At 61.0% G+C, this 16,923-nt stretch carries 18 protein-coding genes and 1 pseudogene; all 19 read right to left on the bottom strand.

Features of this window, described 5'->3' with window-relative positions; all coding sequences use genetic code 11:
* Window positions 1-18: 18 nt before the first annotated feature.
* The 19 genes and pseudogenes from QWJ34_RS07595 to ndk all read right to left on the bottom strand — a co-directional run bounded on the left by QWJ34_RS07595 (window position 19) and on the right by ndk (window position 16,885).
* Window positions 19-876: a hypothetical protein gene (locus tag QWJ34_RS07595; protein WP_302726590.1), complete on the bottom strand. Its 858-nt coding sequence runs from the start codon at window positions 874-876 to the stop codon at window positions 19-21.
* Between the two features lie 22 nt (window positions 877-898).
* Window positions 899-1,207, bottom strand: coding sequence for a hypothetical protein (locus tag QWJ34_RS07590; protein ID WP_302726588.1), 309 nt, complete (start codon window positions 1,205-1,207; stop codon window positions 899-901).
* Window positions 1,204-1,923, bottom strand: coding sequence for a DUF4274 domain-containing protein (locus QWJ34_RS07585; RefSeq protein ID WP_302726586.1), 720 nt, complete (start codon window positions 1,921-1,923; stop codon window positions 1,204-1,206). Before QWJ34_RS07585 ends, QWJ34_RS07590 begins: the two co-directional genes overlap by 4 nt.
* A 109-nt stretch (window positions 1,924-2,032) precedes the next feature.
* Window positions 2,033-3,649, bottom strand: coding sequence for a hypothetical protein (locus QWJ34_RS07580; RefSeq protein ID WP_302726744.1), 1,617 nt, complete (start codon window positions 3,647-3,649; stop codon window positions 2,033-2,035).
* 5 nt (window positions 3,650-3,654) lie between these two features.
* Complete coding sequence (locus QWJ34_RS07575; RefSeq protein WP_302726742.1) at window positions 3,655-3,795, bottom strand: hypothetical protein; 141 nt, start codon at window positions 3,793-3,795, stop codon at window positions 3,655-3,657.
* Window positions 3,796-3,931: 136 nt separating this feature from the next.
* Window positions 3,932-4,123, bottom strand: a pseudogene (locus QWJ34_RS07570) (metallophosphoesterase); the annotation flags it as partial.
* Window positions 4,124-4,253: 130 nt separating this feature from the next.
* Window positions 4,254-4,601: a hypothetical protein gene (locus QWJ34_RS07565; protein WP_302726584.1), complete on the bottom strand. Its 348-nt coding sequence runs from the start codon at window positions 4,599-4,601 to the stop codon at window positions 4,254-4,256.
* 471 nt (window positions 4,602-5,072) lie between these two features.
* The gene (locus QWJ34_RS07560; RefSeq protein WP_302726582.1) at window positions 5,073-6,161 is read right to left on the bottom strand and encodes a prephenate dehydrogenase; all 1,089 of its coding nucleotides are present in this window, start codon (window positions 6,159-6,161) and stop codon (window positions 5,073-5,075) included.
* A 63-nt stretch (window positions 6,162-6,224) separates the two neighbouring features.
* A complete protein-coding gene (hisC, locus tag QWJ34_RS07555) occupies window positions 6,225-7,322 on the bottom strand; it encodes a histidinol-phosphate transaminase (RefSeq protein ID WP_302726581.1) in 1,098 nt (365 codons plus the stop codon).
* Between the two features lie 70 nt (window positions 7,323-7,392).
* Window positions 7,393-8,298, bottom strand: coding sequence for a tryptophan synthase subunit alpha (gene trpA / locus QWJ34_RS07550; RefSeq protein WP_302726580.1), 906 nt, complete (start codon window positions 8,296-8,298; stop codon window positions 7,393-7,395).
* Entirely contained in the window at window positions 8,295-9,497 is a 1,203-nt protein-coding gene (gene trpB, locus QWJ34_RS07545) for a tryptophan synthase subunit beta (protein WP_302726734.1), read from the bottom strand. The genes trpA and trpB overlap by 4 nt, the downstream gene beginning before the upstream one ends.
* Window positions 9,497-10,192 (bottom strand): phosphoribosylanthranilate isomerase, encoded by a 696-nt coding sequence (locus QWJ34_RS07540; RefSeq protein ID WP_302726578.1) that lies wholly within the window; start codon window positions 10,190-10,192, stop codon window positions 9,497-9,499. The genes trpB and QWJ34_RS07540 overlap by 1 nt, the downstream gene beginning before the upstream one ends.
* A gap of 119 nt (window positions 10,193-10,311) precedes the next feature.
* Window positions 10,312-11,154, bottom strand: coding sequence for an indole-3-glycerol phosphate synthase TrpC (trpC, locus tag QWJ34_RS07535; RefSeq protein ID WP_302726576.1), 843 nt, complete (start codon window positions 11,152-11,154; stop codon window positions 10,312-10,314).
* Window positions 11,144-12,232, bottom strand: coding sequence for an anthranilate phosphoribosyltransferase (gene trpD / locus QWJ34_RS07530; protein ID WP_302726574.1), 1,089 nt, complete (start codon window positions 12,230-12,232; stop codon window positions 11,144-11,146). The genes trpC and trpD overlap by 11 nt, the downstream gene beginning before the upstream one ends.
* A 522-nt stretch (window positions 12,233-12,754) precedes the next feature.
* On the bottom strand, window positions 12,755-13,120 hold the full coding sequence (gene aroH, locus QWJ34_RS07525) for a chorismate mutase (RefSeq protein WP_302726732.1): 366 nt from the start codon (window positions 13,118-13,120) through the stop codon (window positions 12,755-12,757).
* A complete protein-coding gene (gene aroB / locus QWJ34_RS07520; RefSeq protein WP_302726572.1) occupies window positions 13,120-14,235 on the bottom strand; it encodes a 3-dehydroquinate synthase in 1,116 nt (371 codons plus the stop codon). The genes aroH and aroB overlap by 1 nt, the downstream gene beginning before the upstream one ends.
* Window position 14,236: 1 nt before the next feature.
* Entirely contained in the window at window positions 14,237-15,406 is a 1,170-nt protein-coding gene (aroC, locus tag QWJ34_RS07515; protein ID WP_302726570.1) for a chorismate synthase, read from the bottom strand.
* A 217-nt stretch (window positions 15,407-15,623) separates the two neighbouring features.
* Window positions 15,624-16,451 (bottom strand): CheR family methyltransferase, encoded by an 828-nt coding sequence (locus QWJ34_RS07510; protein WP_302726569.1) that lies wholly within the window; start codon window positions 16,449-16,451, stop codon window positions 15,624-15,626.
* A complete protein-coding gene (gene ndk / locus QWJ34_RS07505) occupies window positions 16,442-16,885 on the bottom strand; it encodes a nucleoside-diphosphate kinase (protein WP_302726567.1) in 444 nt (147 codons plus the stop codon). The genes QWJ34_RS07510 and ndk overlap by 10 nt, the downstream gene beginning before the upstream one ends.
* Between the last annotated feature and the right edge of the window lie 38 nt (window positions 16,886-16,923).

The raw sequence follows: 16,923 nt of genomic DNA, 5'->3' as shown, positions 1-16,923 counted from the left end.
GCATATTCCGGGCGCATGTCACGAGCCGCCGTTGGTCTGTTTTGAACAAGACAATCGATTCGGTTCCGCGTATTCGAACATTTTCCGGTAAAACAAATCGGGATCATGCAGCGCGGACAGCCGCCGCTCCGCTTCCGACAATGCGTTCCAGAACGATTCGGAGTAGTCGATCCGGTCGCCTTTCTCTTCTGTGTCGCGCCGCTTCGACAGCTCCGCGATCAAACGCGAGTCCTCGTCCAGTCCGAGCGCCGCGAACATCCCGGCCAGCAGTCCCGGTCCGCGGCCCGAGCGGCTTCTGAGCGCGCCGAGCAGGCCGTTCATTTGCAGTTCGGTATCGAAGTCGATCGCGGCCAGCAGATTGCGAATTTGCAGCGGAATCCGTCTCCAGTCCTTTTCGATGCGCTCCGGACTGCCTTCCTCGTACATCACGCGCGTCAGATGCTGGACCAGCGCTTCGCCGGAATAGATTTTTTCCGCGGGCAGCAGGAAATTCCATTCTTCGCCCGGATGCTCCAGCTCGGCGGTCGGATGCGGATACAAACAAGCCGCCGCGCCCAGCTCCAGCAGTTCGGGCTCCAGTTCGCCGTTTTCTTCGTCTTCCGTCCGCGCGATCCGACCGCGCACAAAGATTTCGGCGGTCGGATTCGGCTGCGCGAACACTTCGCGCTCCCGGGCGCTTTCGTCCGCGGCGTCGATCATCGCGTCCAGCAGCCGGTTGAGCGCGTCGCTGCCGGCATAAGGCAGACACTCCGGCTCCCCGCACGAAAATTTCAGGTAGCGCATCGTCCGGATAAAAGCGGCGATCTCGGACTGCGACACCTCGATCGTTTTTTTGCCGCCGTCGCTGCGTTCGTTATAGGGTTTGGGCTTGTACATAAACTTCGTTCCCCTTTCCGGATCAGAACGGCTGCTGTCCTTTGAACGGGGCAAAGCGCGAGAACTCCGCTCCCCGGCTTTGCAGGCTGCCCAGCGCTTCCTGCAGCCGATCGAATTCCAGCAGCGATTCTTCCGCCGCATCTTCGGCGCGATCCATCTCGTTTGTATCGACGGCAAAGAAATAAGCCTGATACCGGCCGCCGCGTTTTCGTAACGCATACTGGACAATCCGTTCGCCCGATTTGCATTTCGCGCAGGCTTCGACTTGTTCGTACCCCCGGGTTTTTCCGCGTTCGATGTGTTCGATCCATTCCCCGAAAGCGGGGTTCATCGAAAGTTTTCCGGCAGCGACGATTCCAATCTGTCCCGCAGGCGCTTGGCCAGCTCCCGGTAGCGGACTCCTTCTTCGGAATCCGCATAGTCTTCGGGATGCGCCTGAAGCCAGTAATCCCCGTCGGCCAGATCGTACATATCCAGCAGCGTGATCTCCGCGCAGGCCGGGTGCTCCAGCACGTCGAACATGATCTCCGGTCCGTCGTCCCAGTTGTACGCGTTGACGAAAGCATGCAGCAGCACGGACGAATCCAGGTTACGCAGGCCTTCGCGCAGCTTTTGTCCGTTTTCTTCGTACAGCAGCGCGTTCAGCGTTTGTTCTTCCTCGCTTGTCAGCGTCAGCCGCACCGCGCCGTGCGTATCCAGCAGCAGATCGGCCAGCGTCCGGTCCGCGCGGGCCGCATTCCACGGCGTCGAGCGAATGCCGGCCGGCGAATCGATCTGGGCGCCGTATTTCAGCAGCAGCTTGACCGAACCCACCTGATGGAATTTGATCGCTTTGAGCAGCGCCGTCTCGCCCAGCTTGTCCGTCACTTCCAGCTCCGCGCCGCGCTCCAGCAGAATCTCGATCGCTTCCGTCGGCAGCTTGTACGTCATAAACAGCATCAGCGGCGTGCGGCCGCGCTCGTCTTTTTCGTTGACGTCCAGTTCGCCGGCGGCGGTACGGACGGCGTGCACGTTTTTGGTTCTGGCGATTTCCGCCCAGTTCATCATCGTGTGATCCCCTTTGCAGCTTGATTCGTATTCGTTCGGTTTATCGTTCGTCCTTATGCGTCTGCATGAAAAGTCTTATTCTACAGTATCCTATGCCGGCTCCGACAGTTCAAGTCGGAATTAGCCATTGCAGCGAGCGGTATTCCTGCTGCGTCAGCTTCCGGCGGCCCGCCTCCAGCGCGCCGAGCAGTTCCCCGCGCTCGGCTTCCGAGGGGAAATCCGCATAACTGCGGTTCGGCTGCTTGATCCAGCCGGACAGCTGACGGCGCACCAGGCTCTCTTCGTCCTCGTCGTCCGCTGACGGCAGGCGGCGCAGCAGCACAAGCAGCTGCTTCCATCGGCCCAGCCGGGGCAGGAGACGCAGCGCATTGCGCCTTACATGCGGATTCGCTTCGTCCGACAGAATCTCCAGCAGTTCCTCCGCCGTAATCCAGTGCGGATGCCGCAGCAGCGCTTCCGCCGCGGCGCGCGAAACGCCGGGCTGCGGACTGCGCAGCTCAAGCGCGATCCGCCGCGCGTACTCGTCAGCGCCGAGCAGGGTCCAGGCGCGCAGCACGGCTTTGCGCACCGCCGGCCGCAAATGGCCGGCGTAATCGAGCAGCACCTCGGCGTCGGCTGCCGAACCCGTCTCCCCCAGACCCGCTACAGCCTGCGGCAGCCTCCGCTCGTCCCCGTTCCAGATCGCGTCGAGATACAGCAGCGCATAATCGTTCCCGCCGGGATCGAGCCGGTCCAACTGCCGGCGCGCGGTCTCCCGCACCGCCGGACTGCGGTCCAGCAGCGCGGCTTGCAGAACCGTTTCGGCGAGGCCGGCGTCGTGCCCGGGCAGCTCATCCAGCGCTTCGCGGCGCACGGCCGGCAGCGGATCGCGCAGCATGGTTTCCAAAGCGGCGGTTCGCTCGCTTCCGAACAGCCGTTTCGCGGCCAGACGGGCCGCCCACAGGCGCAGCCAAGGATCGGCTGCCGACAGCGCGCGGCCGAGCACTTCCGCGGGAGAAGCCGCTTCCGCTTCCAGCGCGCAGCGGAACGCGAAGCGCCGCTCCGGCGCCCGCGGCGAGCCCATCGCCCGGTTCAGCGCCGGCGCGCACTCCGCGCGCCGCAGCAGCACGGCCACGGCTTCGACGAAAGGGCCGAACGAATCGCGGCTGCATTGAAGCAGGCGCAAAACCAATTCGGTCGAAGCCAGCCAGTCGTCCGCGAATTCCGGCAGGAGCCTGCTTTCGAGCGAACGCTGCGACTGCCGGCGGATCTGGCGCACCCAGTCGTTCATGCGCAGCAGCAGAAACGGCAGCCCTTTTCCTCCGGGGAGGCTTCCCAGACGCAGCACCGCCTGTTCGCGCACGAAGCCGCTCCGGTGAAAGCTCGCCAGCGCAAGGCGCGTAAAGCCCGCGCCGTCCAGCGCGGACAAAACCGCTGCCTGCGCTTCCCGCCAGGGCGGCGTATCGACCTGCCACAGCCGGCCGCTTCCCAAGCGCGATTGTTCGTCGAGCCGGACCAGCCCATCCGGCGGACAGCTTTCGAGCAGCCGTCCCAGCGCCGATTCGGCGGCCGCCGCGATATCCGGCTCTTCGTCGTACAGAAACGGCAGCAGCGCAGCGGCGGCTTCGCATTGGTCCGAACGGCCAATTTGACCCAGCAGCCGGACAGCTTGCGCCGTATCGCCGGACTTTTTTCGCTCAAGCAGCTCTTCCATATTTCGTTTGACGGAGTCCGAAAGTCGTTCCATGCCGGTTACTCGCTCCTTTCGCTCTCGATCAGGTCTTGATAGATCAGCCTGCGGCGGCGGGGCAGCTTCGCCTCGGCGTGATAATGTCCGAAGAACCAGCGGCCGTAATCCAGTTTGTCTTCGATCGACTGAAAATAATCGTGCATCTCGTCGGGCTTCGCTTCGGTGCCGAGATTTGTGCCGATCCAGTCCAGCGCCGAACGCGAGCAGGTATGGGTCAGCGCAAAATCCGTTTTCCAGCAGCTCGAAATTCTCGTGATTCCCGTCGATAAACAATGTGGTGAACGGCTTGGTCCGATCCAGCCACTTCAGCCAGAACCGGTCTTCGGCATCCCCGTTCCAGAGCAGACCGAAATCGCCGGCGACGATCACGAAATCTTTTTTGCCCAGCTTCTTCTGCGCGGGAAACACCCGGCTGTTCAGCCGGCTGCCGATTCGACCCGCGCCGTGCACATCGCCCGTTATGTAAATCATGGAATTCCCTCCGCGCCCTGCAGTTTCTCGCTATCTTTCCAGTATACCCTTCGGGGCGCGCAAAACAAAAGGCGGCGGAACCGGAAGCCTCCGGTTATCCGCCGCCTGCCGCCCGTCAACCGGCGGTGCGCTACATCCATGTCGTTTGCAGCATATGCTCTTCGAGCCGTTCGACCAGCCGCTTCCGCGACTTGATGCGCTGCTCGTCGATCAGATACGCTTCGAGCACCTCGCCGCCCGCGGGGCCGAATTTGATAAAATACCGATGCAGCAAAAAGCAGCCGGCCGGATCGCCTTCCGGTTCCCAGCGGACATACAGCTCGTACCCGAGCTGCCGGTGAACCGCGCTGAACAGGATCGAGCCGTAGAACCAGTCCAGCGTTTCGGGGGAAGGGTCCAGCTCGTACAGCCCGTTCACTTCAAGCTTCCAGCCGGATGCGACGCGCAAAGGCTGCAGCATCGGCTTGGCGTCGGCCATATTCTCCCCTCCTTCGCTTGTTCCGCGGATCTTCGCCGTACGGAAAAAGCCGGCTCCGGATAAGAAGCGGCCTGCCGCGCGTCGCAGTTCGCGAAACAAAACGGTCTCTGTCTACTGATTCTTTACCCATTCGGAACGTCCTGATTTGCGGTTGGAAGCAATTTTTCGTCAAAAAACGAGGATTTAAGCGGATCGCGGCAAATTCCGATCCTTTGCGCCGCCTGTTTGAAAAAGCGCAAAAAAAAGACCGCTCACTGTGAGCGGCCCGTACACTACGTAAAGTGCACTAAGTTAATAGGAGTGGAGAGAAACCATACTGTACTTTTATTATATGAATCCGCTTCCATTTTGTCAACGCTTTCTTTTCCTTTTTTGTCGGAAAATTTTCTATTGCTCCGCATGTAATGCGTACGCCGATAACAAAGGACGCAGGCCGGAGCCGTGCGTCCTTCTCGCGCTTTTATCGCACGTTCATGTGTAAACGGTAAATTCCAGACTGCCGAGCGCTTCGCGCGCCCGTTCCATATGCACGCCGTCGCGAAACGACAGCCGCATCAGTCCCGGTACATCCTCGCGGCTCTCGATAATCTGCAGGTTGCTCAAGTTGATGCCGCGCGAACCGAGCTCGGTCGTGATTCGCCCGATGATGCCCGGATGGTCGGGCACGTCGAGATACAGGTCGTACGTCCGCGCGATTGCGCCTTTGCGCCGTTCCGGCAGCTCGCTGCGGAATTCGCCGGCGTCGTGGAACCGTCTGGCGATTCCTTCGCCGTCTTCCCGCTCCAACTGGCCGATAAAGCCTTCGACCTGGGAATTCCAGTCGCGTAGAAGCTTTAAAAGGATGAAGCGGTTGTTCAGCAAAATATCGCGCCAGACCACGGGGTCGCTCGACGCGATCCGGGTGATATCGCGGAAGCCGCCGGCCGCCAGCGTCCGGTACAGGGAGTTGTTTTCGTCGTAGCCGCTGATCTGATTGACGAGCGCCACGGCAATGATATGCGGCAGATGGCTGATCGCGCCGACGATCTCGTCGTGCTGATCCGGCTCCATGCAAATGACTTTCGCCCGCGTGAGCGCCAGCAGTCTCGTCAGCGCGTCGATCGCGTCCGGATCGGTTTCCGGCGGCGGAGTCAGCACGTAATACGCGTTCTCGAACAGCAGCGACGTCGCCGCCTGCACGCCCGAACGCTCCGAACCGGCCATCGGGTGTCCGCCGATAAAGCAGGCTTTTCCCCAGTCCAGCTCGCGCGCCCGCGCCGCAATCGACGCTTTGGTGCTGCCTACGTCCGTTACGATACAGCCGTTTTTTAACGGTAGCGCGTTAATTTTCTCCAAATACGTTTCGAGCAGTCCGACAGGGGTGCTCAAAAAAATAAAATCGGCGTCCGCCGCGGCTTCTTCCAGCGACAGGGTCGCGGAATCCACAACGCCGAGCTGTACGCTGAGGTCGGCCAGATCCTGCCGGTGGGAGTAGCCCACCAGCTCGATTTCCGGTTTGCCCCGGAAGCACAGCGCCAGCGAGCCGCCGATCAGTCCTGCGCCGATAACGGCAATTTTCATAAGAGGTCAGCCTCGCTTCGTCAGGTGTGGGTTGTCGAGTCGTTACGGGAAACGGCCGCCGGTTCAGACGGTCGCGCCCCGCTCGCTCAGCGTTTCTTCGAAAATGCGGATAAAAATCTCGTTCTCGCGCGGAGAACCGACGGTGACCCGCAGATAAGTCGGATAACGCTTGAACCCCGAACGGGCGATGACGCCTTTGCGCAGCATGCGCTGGAACAGGTCCGCCGCGGACTGCCGGGTATCCACCATGATAAAGTTGCCGTTGGCCGGGAAACTTTCCAGGCCGAGACGGCCGAATTCGCGTTCCAGATATTGAATGCCTTCCGCGTTCTTCTCCCGGCAGGACTGGACGAAAGATTGATCCGCCAGCGCGGCTTTGGCCGCGGCCTGCGCGATTCTCGTGGTGTTAAACGGCTCGCGCACCTGGTTGATCGAACGGATCACTTCGGCGCTGCCGACTCCGTAGCCGATACGCAGCGCGGCGAGGCCGTAAATTTTGGAAAAGGTGCGCAGCACGACCACGTTCGGATAGTCGGCGAGCAGTGTCAGACCGTCCGGGTAGCCGGAATCGGTGACGTATTCGAAATACGCTTCGTCGAGCACGACCATAACGGAAGAAGGCACACGGTCCAAGAAGCTTCGCAGCTCGCCGCGGTTTACAATCGTGCCGGTCGGATTGTTCGGGTTGCAGATCCAGACGATCTTGGTCCGGTCGCTTACCGCCGCCAGCATGGCGTCGAGATCGTGCTTGCCGTCCTTGAGCGGAACTTCGATGCTGACCGCCTGCTCGATATCCGCATTGCTTTTGTACACGGAGAACGTGCAGTCGGCCATGATCGTTTCGTCGCCTTCCATCAGGAACGCGCGGGCGATCAGGGCGATCACTTCGTCCGAGCCGCAACCGAAAATAATCCGGTCGGGCTGCACGGACAGATGTTCCGCCAGTGCGGCCGTCAGCTCGACGGACGCCCCGTCCGGATATAAATAAAATTTGGATAATTCGCTTTCGATCGCGTCTCTTACCCGCGGGGAAAATCCATACGGATTTTCGTTCGAGGCCAGTTTGACGACTTCGTCCAGGCCGTATTCTTTTTGAACTTCTTCGATCGGTTTGCCGGGCTGGTAAACCGGAAGATCGACGATATGCGGTTTAGGCTGCATGGAATCCCCCTACTTTCCTGATTTGGCGTGTTGCAGCGCGACAGTGTCGGGCGGCGTCACGCTCAAAAAGTTATGCTTTTAATTCTGCCACAAATTCGCGAATTTGCAAGAGCGCATTCTCGCGTTTGGCGGCATTCATCAGGTCGGGGATGCAGGATTCGATTTTTCGCACGATCGCGCTGCCCACCACGACGCCGTCGCAGCGCTCGGAGAAACGCAGCACCTGCTCCCGGCTGGAGATGCCGAAACCGACCGCCACCGGCAGGGTCGTGCGGGATTTGACGTCTTCGATAAAAGCGTCAACGCCTTCGTGGAACGAAGCGCGCTCGCCCGTCACGCCGAGGGAAGAAACGCAGTAAACGAAGCCGCGGCCGTTTTGCAAAATTTTCTCGATCCGTTCGCTGGACGTCGGCGCGACGAGCGGAATCAGCGCGATATTCGCCCGGTCCGCGCGTTCCAGCATCTCGGAAGCTTCTTCGTGCGGCAGATCGGGAATAATCAGGCCGCTGATCCCGTGCTCCGCCGCCAGTTCGAAGAAAGATTCCAGGCCCGTTTGCAGCACCGGATTATAGTAAGTGAACAGTACGAACGGCATTGTCACGCCGCGCTCGCGGGCTTTTTGTGCTACTTCCAGACAGGTGCGGACCGTAATCAGCTGCTGAAGCGCCCGCGAAGACGCGCGCTGGATCACCGGACCGTCGGCGAGCGGATCGGAGTACGGCACGCCGAGCTCCAGCACGTCCGCGCCCGCTGCTTCCAGGTGCTGCACGATTTCGATGGTCGTTTCGATATCGGGATCGCCCACGGTCAGAAAAGGAATCAGCGCCGTGCCGTTTTGTTCGCGGATGCGGCGGAACGTCTCCGCCAGCAGGTCGGCCCGCTCGCCGCTGCCCGACGCGGAGCCTCCAGCCGAAAGTCCGCCGGCGGCGGCATGGCTCATCCGGGTCCGATTGTTCGTGATCTGCTGCGAATTCATTGCGCTTCTCCTCCTTCGTTCTCGTAGGCCATAATCGATTCGACGTCTTTGTCGCCGCGTCCGGACAAACAAACGACCAGCAGTTTATCTTTGCCGAGTTCCGGCGCGATCTTGCCGGCCTGCGCCAGCGCATGCGCCGATTCCAGCGCCGGAATAATGCCTTCCGTGCGGCAGAGCAGTTTGAGCGCCGCCAGCGCTTCGTCGTCGGTAATCGGCACGTATTTGGCCCGGCCGACGTCTTTCAGATACGAATGCTCCGGACCCACGCCGGGATAATCGAGTCCCGCCGAGATGGAGTGCGCCGGCTGCACCTGGCCGTATTCGTCCTGGAGCAGATAACTCATCGAGCCCTGGAATACGCCTTTGGTGCCCAGGCTCATCGTCGCCGCGTGCAGCGGCGTATCGATGCCTTTGCCGGCCGCTTCCACGCCGACAAACTCCACGCCTTTGTCGCGCACGAACGGATAGAACATGCCGATCGCATTGCTGCCGCCGCCGACGGCGGCCACGATCGTATCCGGCAGCCTTCCTTCGCTCTCCAGAATCTGGCGCCGCGTTTCGTCGCCGATCACCCGCTGGAAGTTGCGTACGATCAACGGATACGGATGCGGGCCGACGGCCGAACCGAGAATATAGAACGTATCGTGGACGTGGCTGACCCAATAGCGCAGCGCTTCGTTGCCTGCGTCTTTGAGCGTTTTGGTGCCGGACAGCACGGGCACGACTTCCGCTCCGAGCAGACGCATGCGGAATACGTTAAGCTGCTGGCGGTGCATGTCTTCTTCGCCCATGAATACTTTGCATTCCAGACCGAGCAGCGCCGCGACGGTCGCCGTCGCCACGCCGTGCTGGCCGGCGCCGGTTTCGGCAATCACTTTCTTTTTGCCCATGCGTACGGCGAGCAGCCCCTGTCCGAGCGCGTTGTTGATCTTGTGCGCGCCGGTATGGTTCAGGTCTTCGCGCTTCAGATAAATCTTTGCGCCGCCGAAATGCTCCGTCAGCCGCTGCGCGTAATACAGCGGCGTTTCCCGGCCGGAATACTGCTTCAGCAGATCGTTCAGTTCGGCGTTGAACTCTTCGTCCTCCGCGTATTTCAAATAAGATTGTTCCAGTTCGATCAAAGCGTTCATCAGCGTTTCGGGCACGAAGCGTCCTCCGAAATCGCCGTAGCGTCCTTTTGCGTCCGGTACCTGCTGAATCATGAGATAGCCACCCTTTCCACGAATGAAATGATTTTTGCGATATCTTTGTGTCCGTCCGTTTCCACGCCGCTCGATACGTCCACGCCGCCCGGCGCGTAATCGCGCACCAGTTCTCCCGCGTTGTCCGGCGTCAGACCGCCTGCCACAAACAGCGGCAGTCCGTGCGCGGCGGCCGACTTTTTATACAAAGGAATCAGTTCCCAGTTGAAGGTGCGTCCCGATCCTCCGCCATGCAGCGGATCGTAGGTGTCCACCAGCAGCGCGTCGACGGCGCCCGCGTAAGCCGAAGCCGCTTCTTCGGCGCGTCGGGCGGCTTCTTCCCGGACAAGAGCGGCATGTTGTTGGAGCGCCGCATCGCTTTTGACCGACAGCGCTTTGAATACCTGCACGCCGAACGTTTCGCGCACTTCGCGGCAGTACTCGGGCGTTTCCGCGCCGTGCAGCTGCACCACGTCGAGTTTCACGATTTCCAGCGTCCGGCGAAGCTCGGGCAGCGCCGGATCGACGAATACGCCCGCGATTTTCGGCCGGGTCCGCTCGGATGCGGCCGCCGGACTTCCCTTTTCCGCCGTATCTTCCGCCGCCGGCGCGCCGAACGCTTCGCTCAGCATAGCCGCCGCCGCTTCCGGTTCCACCCGGCGTTTGCTCGGCGCGAACACGATCCCGATATAATCGACCGGCAGACCTGCCACAGATTTTAACACTTCAGCGGACTGAATTCCACAGATTTTGATCAGCGTGCGGCGGAGCGGCTCCTCCGTTTTTCCCGGCCGCGGCGGCCGCGAATCGGCCTCGCGAATCTCGTCCGGCCTCATAACGAAGCTCCGCCGCGGCGCGAAGCGGAACGGGGTTGAGCCGCTTCGGGCAGCGCCGGTCCCATCAGTTCTTCCACGGCCCGCCGCACATCCGGACGGCGCATGAACGTTTCGCCGATCAGCACGCCCCGCGCTCCGTTCTCGCCTACGTAAGCGATATCCTCGGCTGTGCGGATGGCGCTTTCGCTGATAAGCAGCGCGTCTGCCGGCACGAGGGCCGACAGTTCGGCCGTTACTTCCAGACTCGTCTCGAACGTATGCAGATTGCGGTTGTTGACGCCGATCAATCCGCGGTCGGTTACTTCTAGCACCGCTTCCAGCTCCTGCGCGTTATGCACTTCGATCAGCGTATCGAGGCCGAGCGCTTCCGCCGCCGCTTTCAGCTCGCGCAGCCGGGCGGCCGGCAGGATCGCCGCGATCAGCAGCACCGCATCCGCGCCGATCAGCCGGGCTTCGTAAATTTGGCTTTCGTCGATCACGAAATCTTTGCGCAGAATCGGCAGCTTCACCGCGGCGCGAATCTGCGTCAGATATTCCGGGCTGCCCTGGAAATAATCCCGGTCGGTCAGTACGGACAGGCAGTCCGCTCCGCCTTGTTCGTACGCGAACGCAAGCTGCACCGGATGAAAATCTTCCCGGATCAGCCCTTTGGACGGCGACGCCTTTTTGACTTCGGCGATCAGCGCCATGTCCGGACGGTTGGGACTGCGCAGCGCGCGTTCGAATCCGAGCGTATCCGGCATGCCCGATATCGTCCGTTCGGCTTCTTTTATGGACAAAGAGCGCTTGAGCGCTTCGACTTCTTTTTTCTTCGTTTCGACGATTCGATCAAGATACATAGCTGCATTCCCCCGTTATCCGTATCAACTGCTCCAACTTGTCCGACGCCAACCCCGAATCCACGATATCCGCCGCCATCCGTACGCCGTCAACCAGACTGCCGGCCCGGCCGGCGGTATAAATGCACGCTCCCGCGTTGGCGAGCACGATATCGCGGCGGGCGCCGCGCTTGCCGCTCAGCACTTCGCGCACGATCCGCGCGTTGTCCGCCGCGTCCCCGCCCAGGATATCCTCCAGCGCATGGCGCGACAATCCCAGTTCTTCCGGCGTGATCTCGTACGTGCGGACGACGCCGTCTTTCAATTCCGACACGCGGGTCGGGCCCGAGACGCTGATTTCGTCCAGGCCGTCGAGCCCCGCGACGACGAGCGCGCGGCGCGTACCCAGATTGCCAAGCACCGAGGCGATCTGTTCGGTGCGGCCGGCGTCGTACAGACCGAGCAGCTGCCGGTCGGCGCCGGCCGGATTGGTCAGCGGGCCCAGCAGGTTGAATACCGTGCGCACGCCCAGTTCGCGGCGCGGGGCCGCCGCGTGCTTCATCGACGGATGGTAGGTCTGCGCGAACAGGAAGCAGATGCCGATCCGATCCAGGCAGTCGGCGGCCTGAGCGCCGTTCAAGCCGATATTGACGCCGAGCGCTTCCAGCACGTCTGCGCTGCCGGCCCGGCCGCTTGCCGAGCGGTTGCCGTGCTTGGCGACGCGCACCGAAGCGGAAGCGGCGATCAGCGCCGAAGCGGTCGAGATATTGAACTTGTGGATGCCCGATCCGCCGGTTCCGCAGGTGTCGAGCAGATCTTCGCGGCGCGTTCCGACGCGGCCCGCAAAGCCTCTCATCGCTTCCGCGAAGCCGGTGATTTCTTCCGTCGTTTCGCCTTTCATGCGCAGCGCCAGCAGAAATCCGCCGATCTGCGCCGGAGTCGCCGCTCCGCCCATGATGCCTTCCATCGCCAGACGGGCCTGCTCGCGCGACAGCGAATGTCCTTCGGCGGCCCTTGCCAGCCCTTCTTTTACAAAGTCGCCCGCCGGAGTCTGTACGGCCTGGAATTCTGCAGCCTGGATGGGTTCGTTGGTTTGCATATCGATCTCTCCTTCGAGGGGATTTGTTCAATCGGGAGCCTCGAGGCCGTTCCCGCCGGAATCCGCCGCTGCGCGGATACAAAAAGACCTCCGCTGTGCAGCAGAGGCCTGTAGGATGCGACCGGCGGTTCCGCCTGTGGACGGGAACGCCGGAATTCGCTTCCGGGGGATCGCATTCGTTTATGTACAGCCGAAACCGGAAAGCTCTTCGCCTTCTTCTCGAAGCGATTCGGATCGCCGCAACTCCCGGCGTCCTCCTGTTATCCAATAATGGAAAAGGAGAAACCGGGGAACCGTCGATCGGAAGCCGCACTTTCCGAAGCGTTCCGTTTCTTTCGCTATACGTTCACTCAGCTCAGCCTGACTCTGCTCATCTGGCGGCTCTGCGGCCGCCCGGCCCCTGCGGGCCTCACGATTCTTCACCATTACCCGGAAACACTCCTGTTCCCGGCGCAAAAGCGCGAATCCGTTTGGTTTTCAATTACTATACCCGATTCCAGGCCCGATAGCAAGCGCGCGACTTTACTTTGCCAGATCCGGGCGCAGCACGACCGCGCCGCGCTGATACACATGCTGGATCTCGCGCTGCCCTTTACCCGTATTCACCTGAATCATCAAGCGAATGCAGCGCGGCAGGCTGCCTTCGACCGGAATTTCCATCGCGCACATCAGCGGCACGAAGTCCCAGCCCGGCTGCTTGCGGATCGCCACCGCCGGAAAAGCGGCGTCCAGATCGTGCGTCACCGTGATCCAGACGTTGCTGACAAGTTCGGGATCGACAGCGTTGCGCCGGATCATCTCCGCCGCCAGTTCTTCGGTCGCCACGTAAATTTCTTCCCTGTCGTTTTGCTCCACCGTCGTCGCTCCGCGAATACCTCGATTGTAGATCACGATGGTTCCTCCTTCTCTTTCAGCCGTTCGATGATGTCCCGAACGACGTCCGCTTCCACGTCGTCCGCTATTTCCACGCGGCCGAGTCCGGTCGGCACGATATAGACCATCCTGCCTTCCCGAAATTTTTTATCATGCTGCATAGCGGCCATCAACGCCCCGGTGTCCAGGTCTTCCGGCAGCGTGACGGGCAGTTCGAGCGCCCGCAGCATGAGCATCGTTTCGGCATACAGCCCGGTTTCCCCGCCGCGTTCTTCGCCGAGCAGCGCCGCGGCGGCCATGCCGACGGCGATGGCTTCGCCGTGCAGGAACCGTCCGTAACCCGCTACGGCTTCGATCGCATGACCCAGCGTATGCCCAAGGTTCAGGATCGCCCGCAGATCGTTCTCGCGCTCGTCGCGCGAGACGATCTGCGCTTTGATCGCGCAGCCCCGTTCCAATCCGTAGATCAACGCTTCCGGCTCGAGATTCAGCAGGCGCGGCGCAGCGTCCCAGCACCATTGGGCAAACTCGCGGTCCCAGATCAGGCCGTGCTTGACCATCTCCGACAGCCCGGCGCGTACTTCCCGCGGAGGCAGCGTCGCAAGCGTGCCGACGTCGTAAAGGACAAGCTCGGGCTGATGGAACACGCCGATCATATTTTTGGCGAGCGGGTGATTGACCGCCACTTTGCCGCCGACGCTGCTGTCGTGCGCCAGAATGGTCGTCGGCACCTGCACGAAGCGGATGCCGCGCATATACGTCCCGGCGACAAAGCCGGCCAGATCGCCGACCACGCCGCCGCCGAGCGCCAGGATCGCCGACGAACGGTCCAAACCGGCTTCGATCGCCCGCGTAATCAGCGATTCGTAGACGTCCAGCGATTTGGATTTCTCGCCCGCGGCCACCACGGCGCTGACTACGCGGTACCCTCCGGAGCGGAGCGCCTGCTCCAGGCGCTCCAGATACAGCGGCGCCGTATTGTCGTCGCTCACGATCATCAGCGGGCTTTTGTCCGGCACGCCGGCGTCCCGAAGATGCTTCGCCGCTTCGTCCAGCAGCCCTTCGCCGATCAGGATCGGATACGAGCGTTCGCCGAGTTCCACCGTCAGCGTTCGAACTTCGCCCGTCATATCAGTAGTTCTCCAGCTGGCGTTTGTAGCTGTCGTAATTCGCGCGGATCTCTTCCATCGAATCGCCGCCGAATTTCTCCAGGAAAGCTTTTGCCACTTCCCAGGCGACTACGCTTTCCAGCACGACGCTGGCCGCCGGAACGGCGCAGGCGTCGGAACGCTCCACCTGGGCGTTGAACGCTTCTTTTGTATCGATATCCACGCTGCGCAGCGGCTTGTAGAGCGTCGGGATCGGCTTCATCACGCCGCGCACGACGATCGGCATGCCGTTGGTCACGCCGCCTTCGAAGCCGCCGAGGCGATTGGAGGCGCGGGTATACCCCTGCCCTTCCGCATGCAGAATCTCGTCATGCACCTGCGATCCTCGCAGCTGTCCGGCTTCGAAGCCGATGCCGATCTCCACGCCTTTGAACGCGTTGATCGACATGACCGCCTGCGCGATCTTTCCGTCGAGTTTGCGGTCGTACTGCACATAGCTGCCCAGACCGACGGGAAGCCCTTCGACGATACATTCCACGATGCCGCCGACGGAGTCGCCGTCTTTTTTGATCTGGTCGATATAGGCTTCCATCTTCTTCTCGGTTTCTTCGTCCGCCACGCGCACCGAAGAAGCCTCCGTGCGCGCAACCAGTTCATCCAGCGGCAGGTCGTTTGCGGGCGCCGCAATCTCGCCGATGCGCAGCACCTGGCCGCCGATGCGGACGCCGAAGTTTTCGAGGAACTGGCGGGCCAGCGCGCCGACGGCGACGCGGACGGCCGTTTCGCGGGCGCTCGAGCGTTCGAGCACGTTGCGCAGGTCCGTCTGGTTATATTTCAATCCGCCGTTCAGGTCGGCGTGGCCGGGACGCGGACGGTGGATGCGCCGCTTCTCTTCGTCCGTGCCTTCGATCGGCTCGACGTTCATGATCTTGGTCCAGTGCTTCCAGTCGTTGTTGGCGACGACAAGCGCAATCGGCGCGCCCGTGGTCTGCCCGTGGCGAACGCCGCCGACGATATCGGCGCGATCCTGCTCGATCTGCATGCGCCGGCCGCGGCCGTATCCTTTTTGTCTGCGCAGCAGCTGGAAATTCAAAGCCTCGAAATCGATCCGCAGATTGCTGGGCATCCCCTCGACGATCGCGGTCAGCTGCGGACCGTGGGTCTCCCCGGCGGTCAAGTAACGTAAACTCATGATGCGTTCCCCCTTTAAACTTTTAAACTGTAAACGGCTAAAATCCGTAAATGTCTTCGCCCATTATACCATCTGCTTGCTGCTTCTCCAAGCCGCCTTCTTATTTTGGTTCGGGTCTCCGTTTTCTTGCCCTGTTTTACGTCCGCGCAAAAAGCCGCCGTCTCCGCAGGAATGCGGACGACGGCGGCTTTTGCGAATCGGCAGATTCGGATTTGTTTCAGGCTTTGCGATAGAAAAAGGTGTCGCACGGCTCCAGGCCGTACTGCCCCGGAGAAAAGATCTGCTCGGTGCTCCCGACGAACAGGATGCCGCCTTTGCGCAGGCTTGCCGCAAACTTGTGGTACAGCGCCGACTTGGCTTCTTCAGTAAAGTAGATCATGACGTTCCGGCACACGATCAGATCGTAGCCGTCTTCGAACTTGTCCGTCAGCAGGTTCAGTTTGTGGAAATTGACCGCCCTCTTGAGCTTGTCGTCCACTTTGTACATCAGGCCGTCGGCTTTGAAATACTTCTCCGCCACCTGCGGCGGCACGTCCTTGAGCGAGCGCTCCAGGTACTGGCCCTGTTTGGCTTTCGCCAGCGCGCCTTCGTCCAGATCGGCCGCGTTCAGCTTGGAGTCGCCGAGAATGCCGTGACCGTCGAGAATCATGGCGATCGTATACGGTTCTTCGCCCGTCGAGCAGGCCGCGCTCCATACTTTCAGGCCTTTTTTGCCGCCGGAACGCAGTTCCGGAACAATGCTGTCGCGCAGCACTTCCCAGCGGTTCGGGTTGCGCCAGAATTCCGATACGTTGATCGTCATCCGGTCGAGGAATTCGTAAAACAGGTTTTTGTCTTTTTTCATCGCTTCGAAAAATTGCGCAAACGTGTTGTAGCCGTGTTTGCTGCGCAGCGTCGTCAAACGGCGCTTCATCTGCGCTTCCTTATATTGGGCCAGATCGATTCCCGTACTTGCATTTACACTTTTGATAAACCCGCTGTAATCCGGGTCGCTTCCCGGAGCCGAAACTTCTTCGCGCCCCGCGCCGCTTCTGGTCAGATCCACCTCGTCACCGCCTTATCGTAATCAAGCTGTTCCGCTTCGGTGAAAAAATTGGCGATTTCGCGCTGAGCGCTTTCCGGACCGTCCGACCCGTGAATCAGATTAAACGGCGTGTGCGCCGCGAAATCTCCTCGGATCGTACCCGGAAGCGCCTCGTTCACTCTGGTTTTGCCCATCAGGGTGCGGGACAGCGCGATCACGTCGTCGCCTTCCCAGACCATCGCGAAGACCGGTCCCGACGTAATAAAGTCGACCAGTTCCCCGAAAAAAGGTTTGCCTTCGTGCTCGGCGTAATGGCGTTTGGCTTGTTCTTCGGAAATCCGCATAAACTTGCCGCCCACCAGCTTGAACCCTTTGTCTTCGAATCGGCTGACGATCCGTCCGATCAATCCGCGCTGCACTCCATCGGGTTTTACCATCAGAAAAGTACGTTCCATCGCAATCTCCCACTTTCGGCTATGATTTATTATCGGCT

This window comes from Saccharibacillus sp. CPCC 101409 (assembly GCF_030518235.1).
GTDB lineage: Bacteria > Bacillota > Bacilli > Paenibacillales > Paenibacillaceae > Saccharibacillus.
The sequence above is the reverse complement of the archived record's forward strand: the minus strand, read 5'-3'. Positions and strand labels throughout refer to the sequence as shown.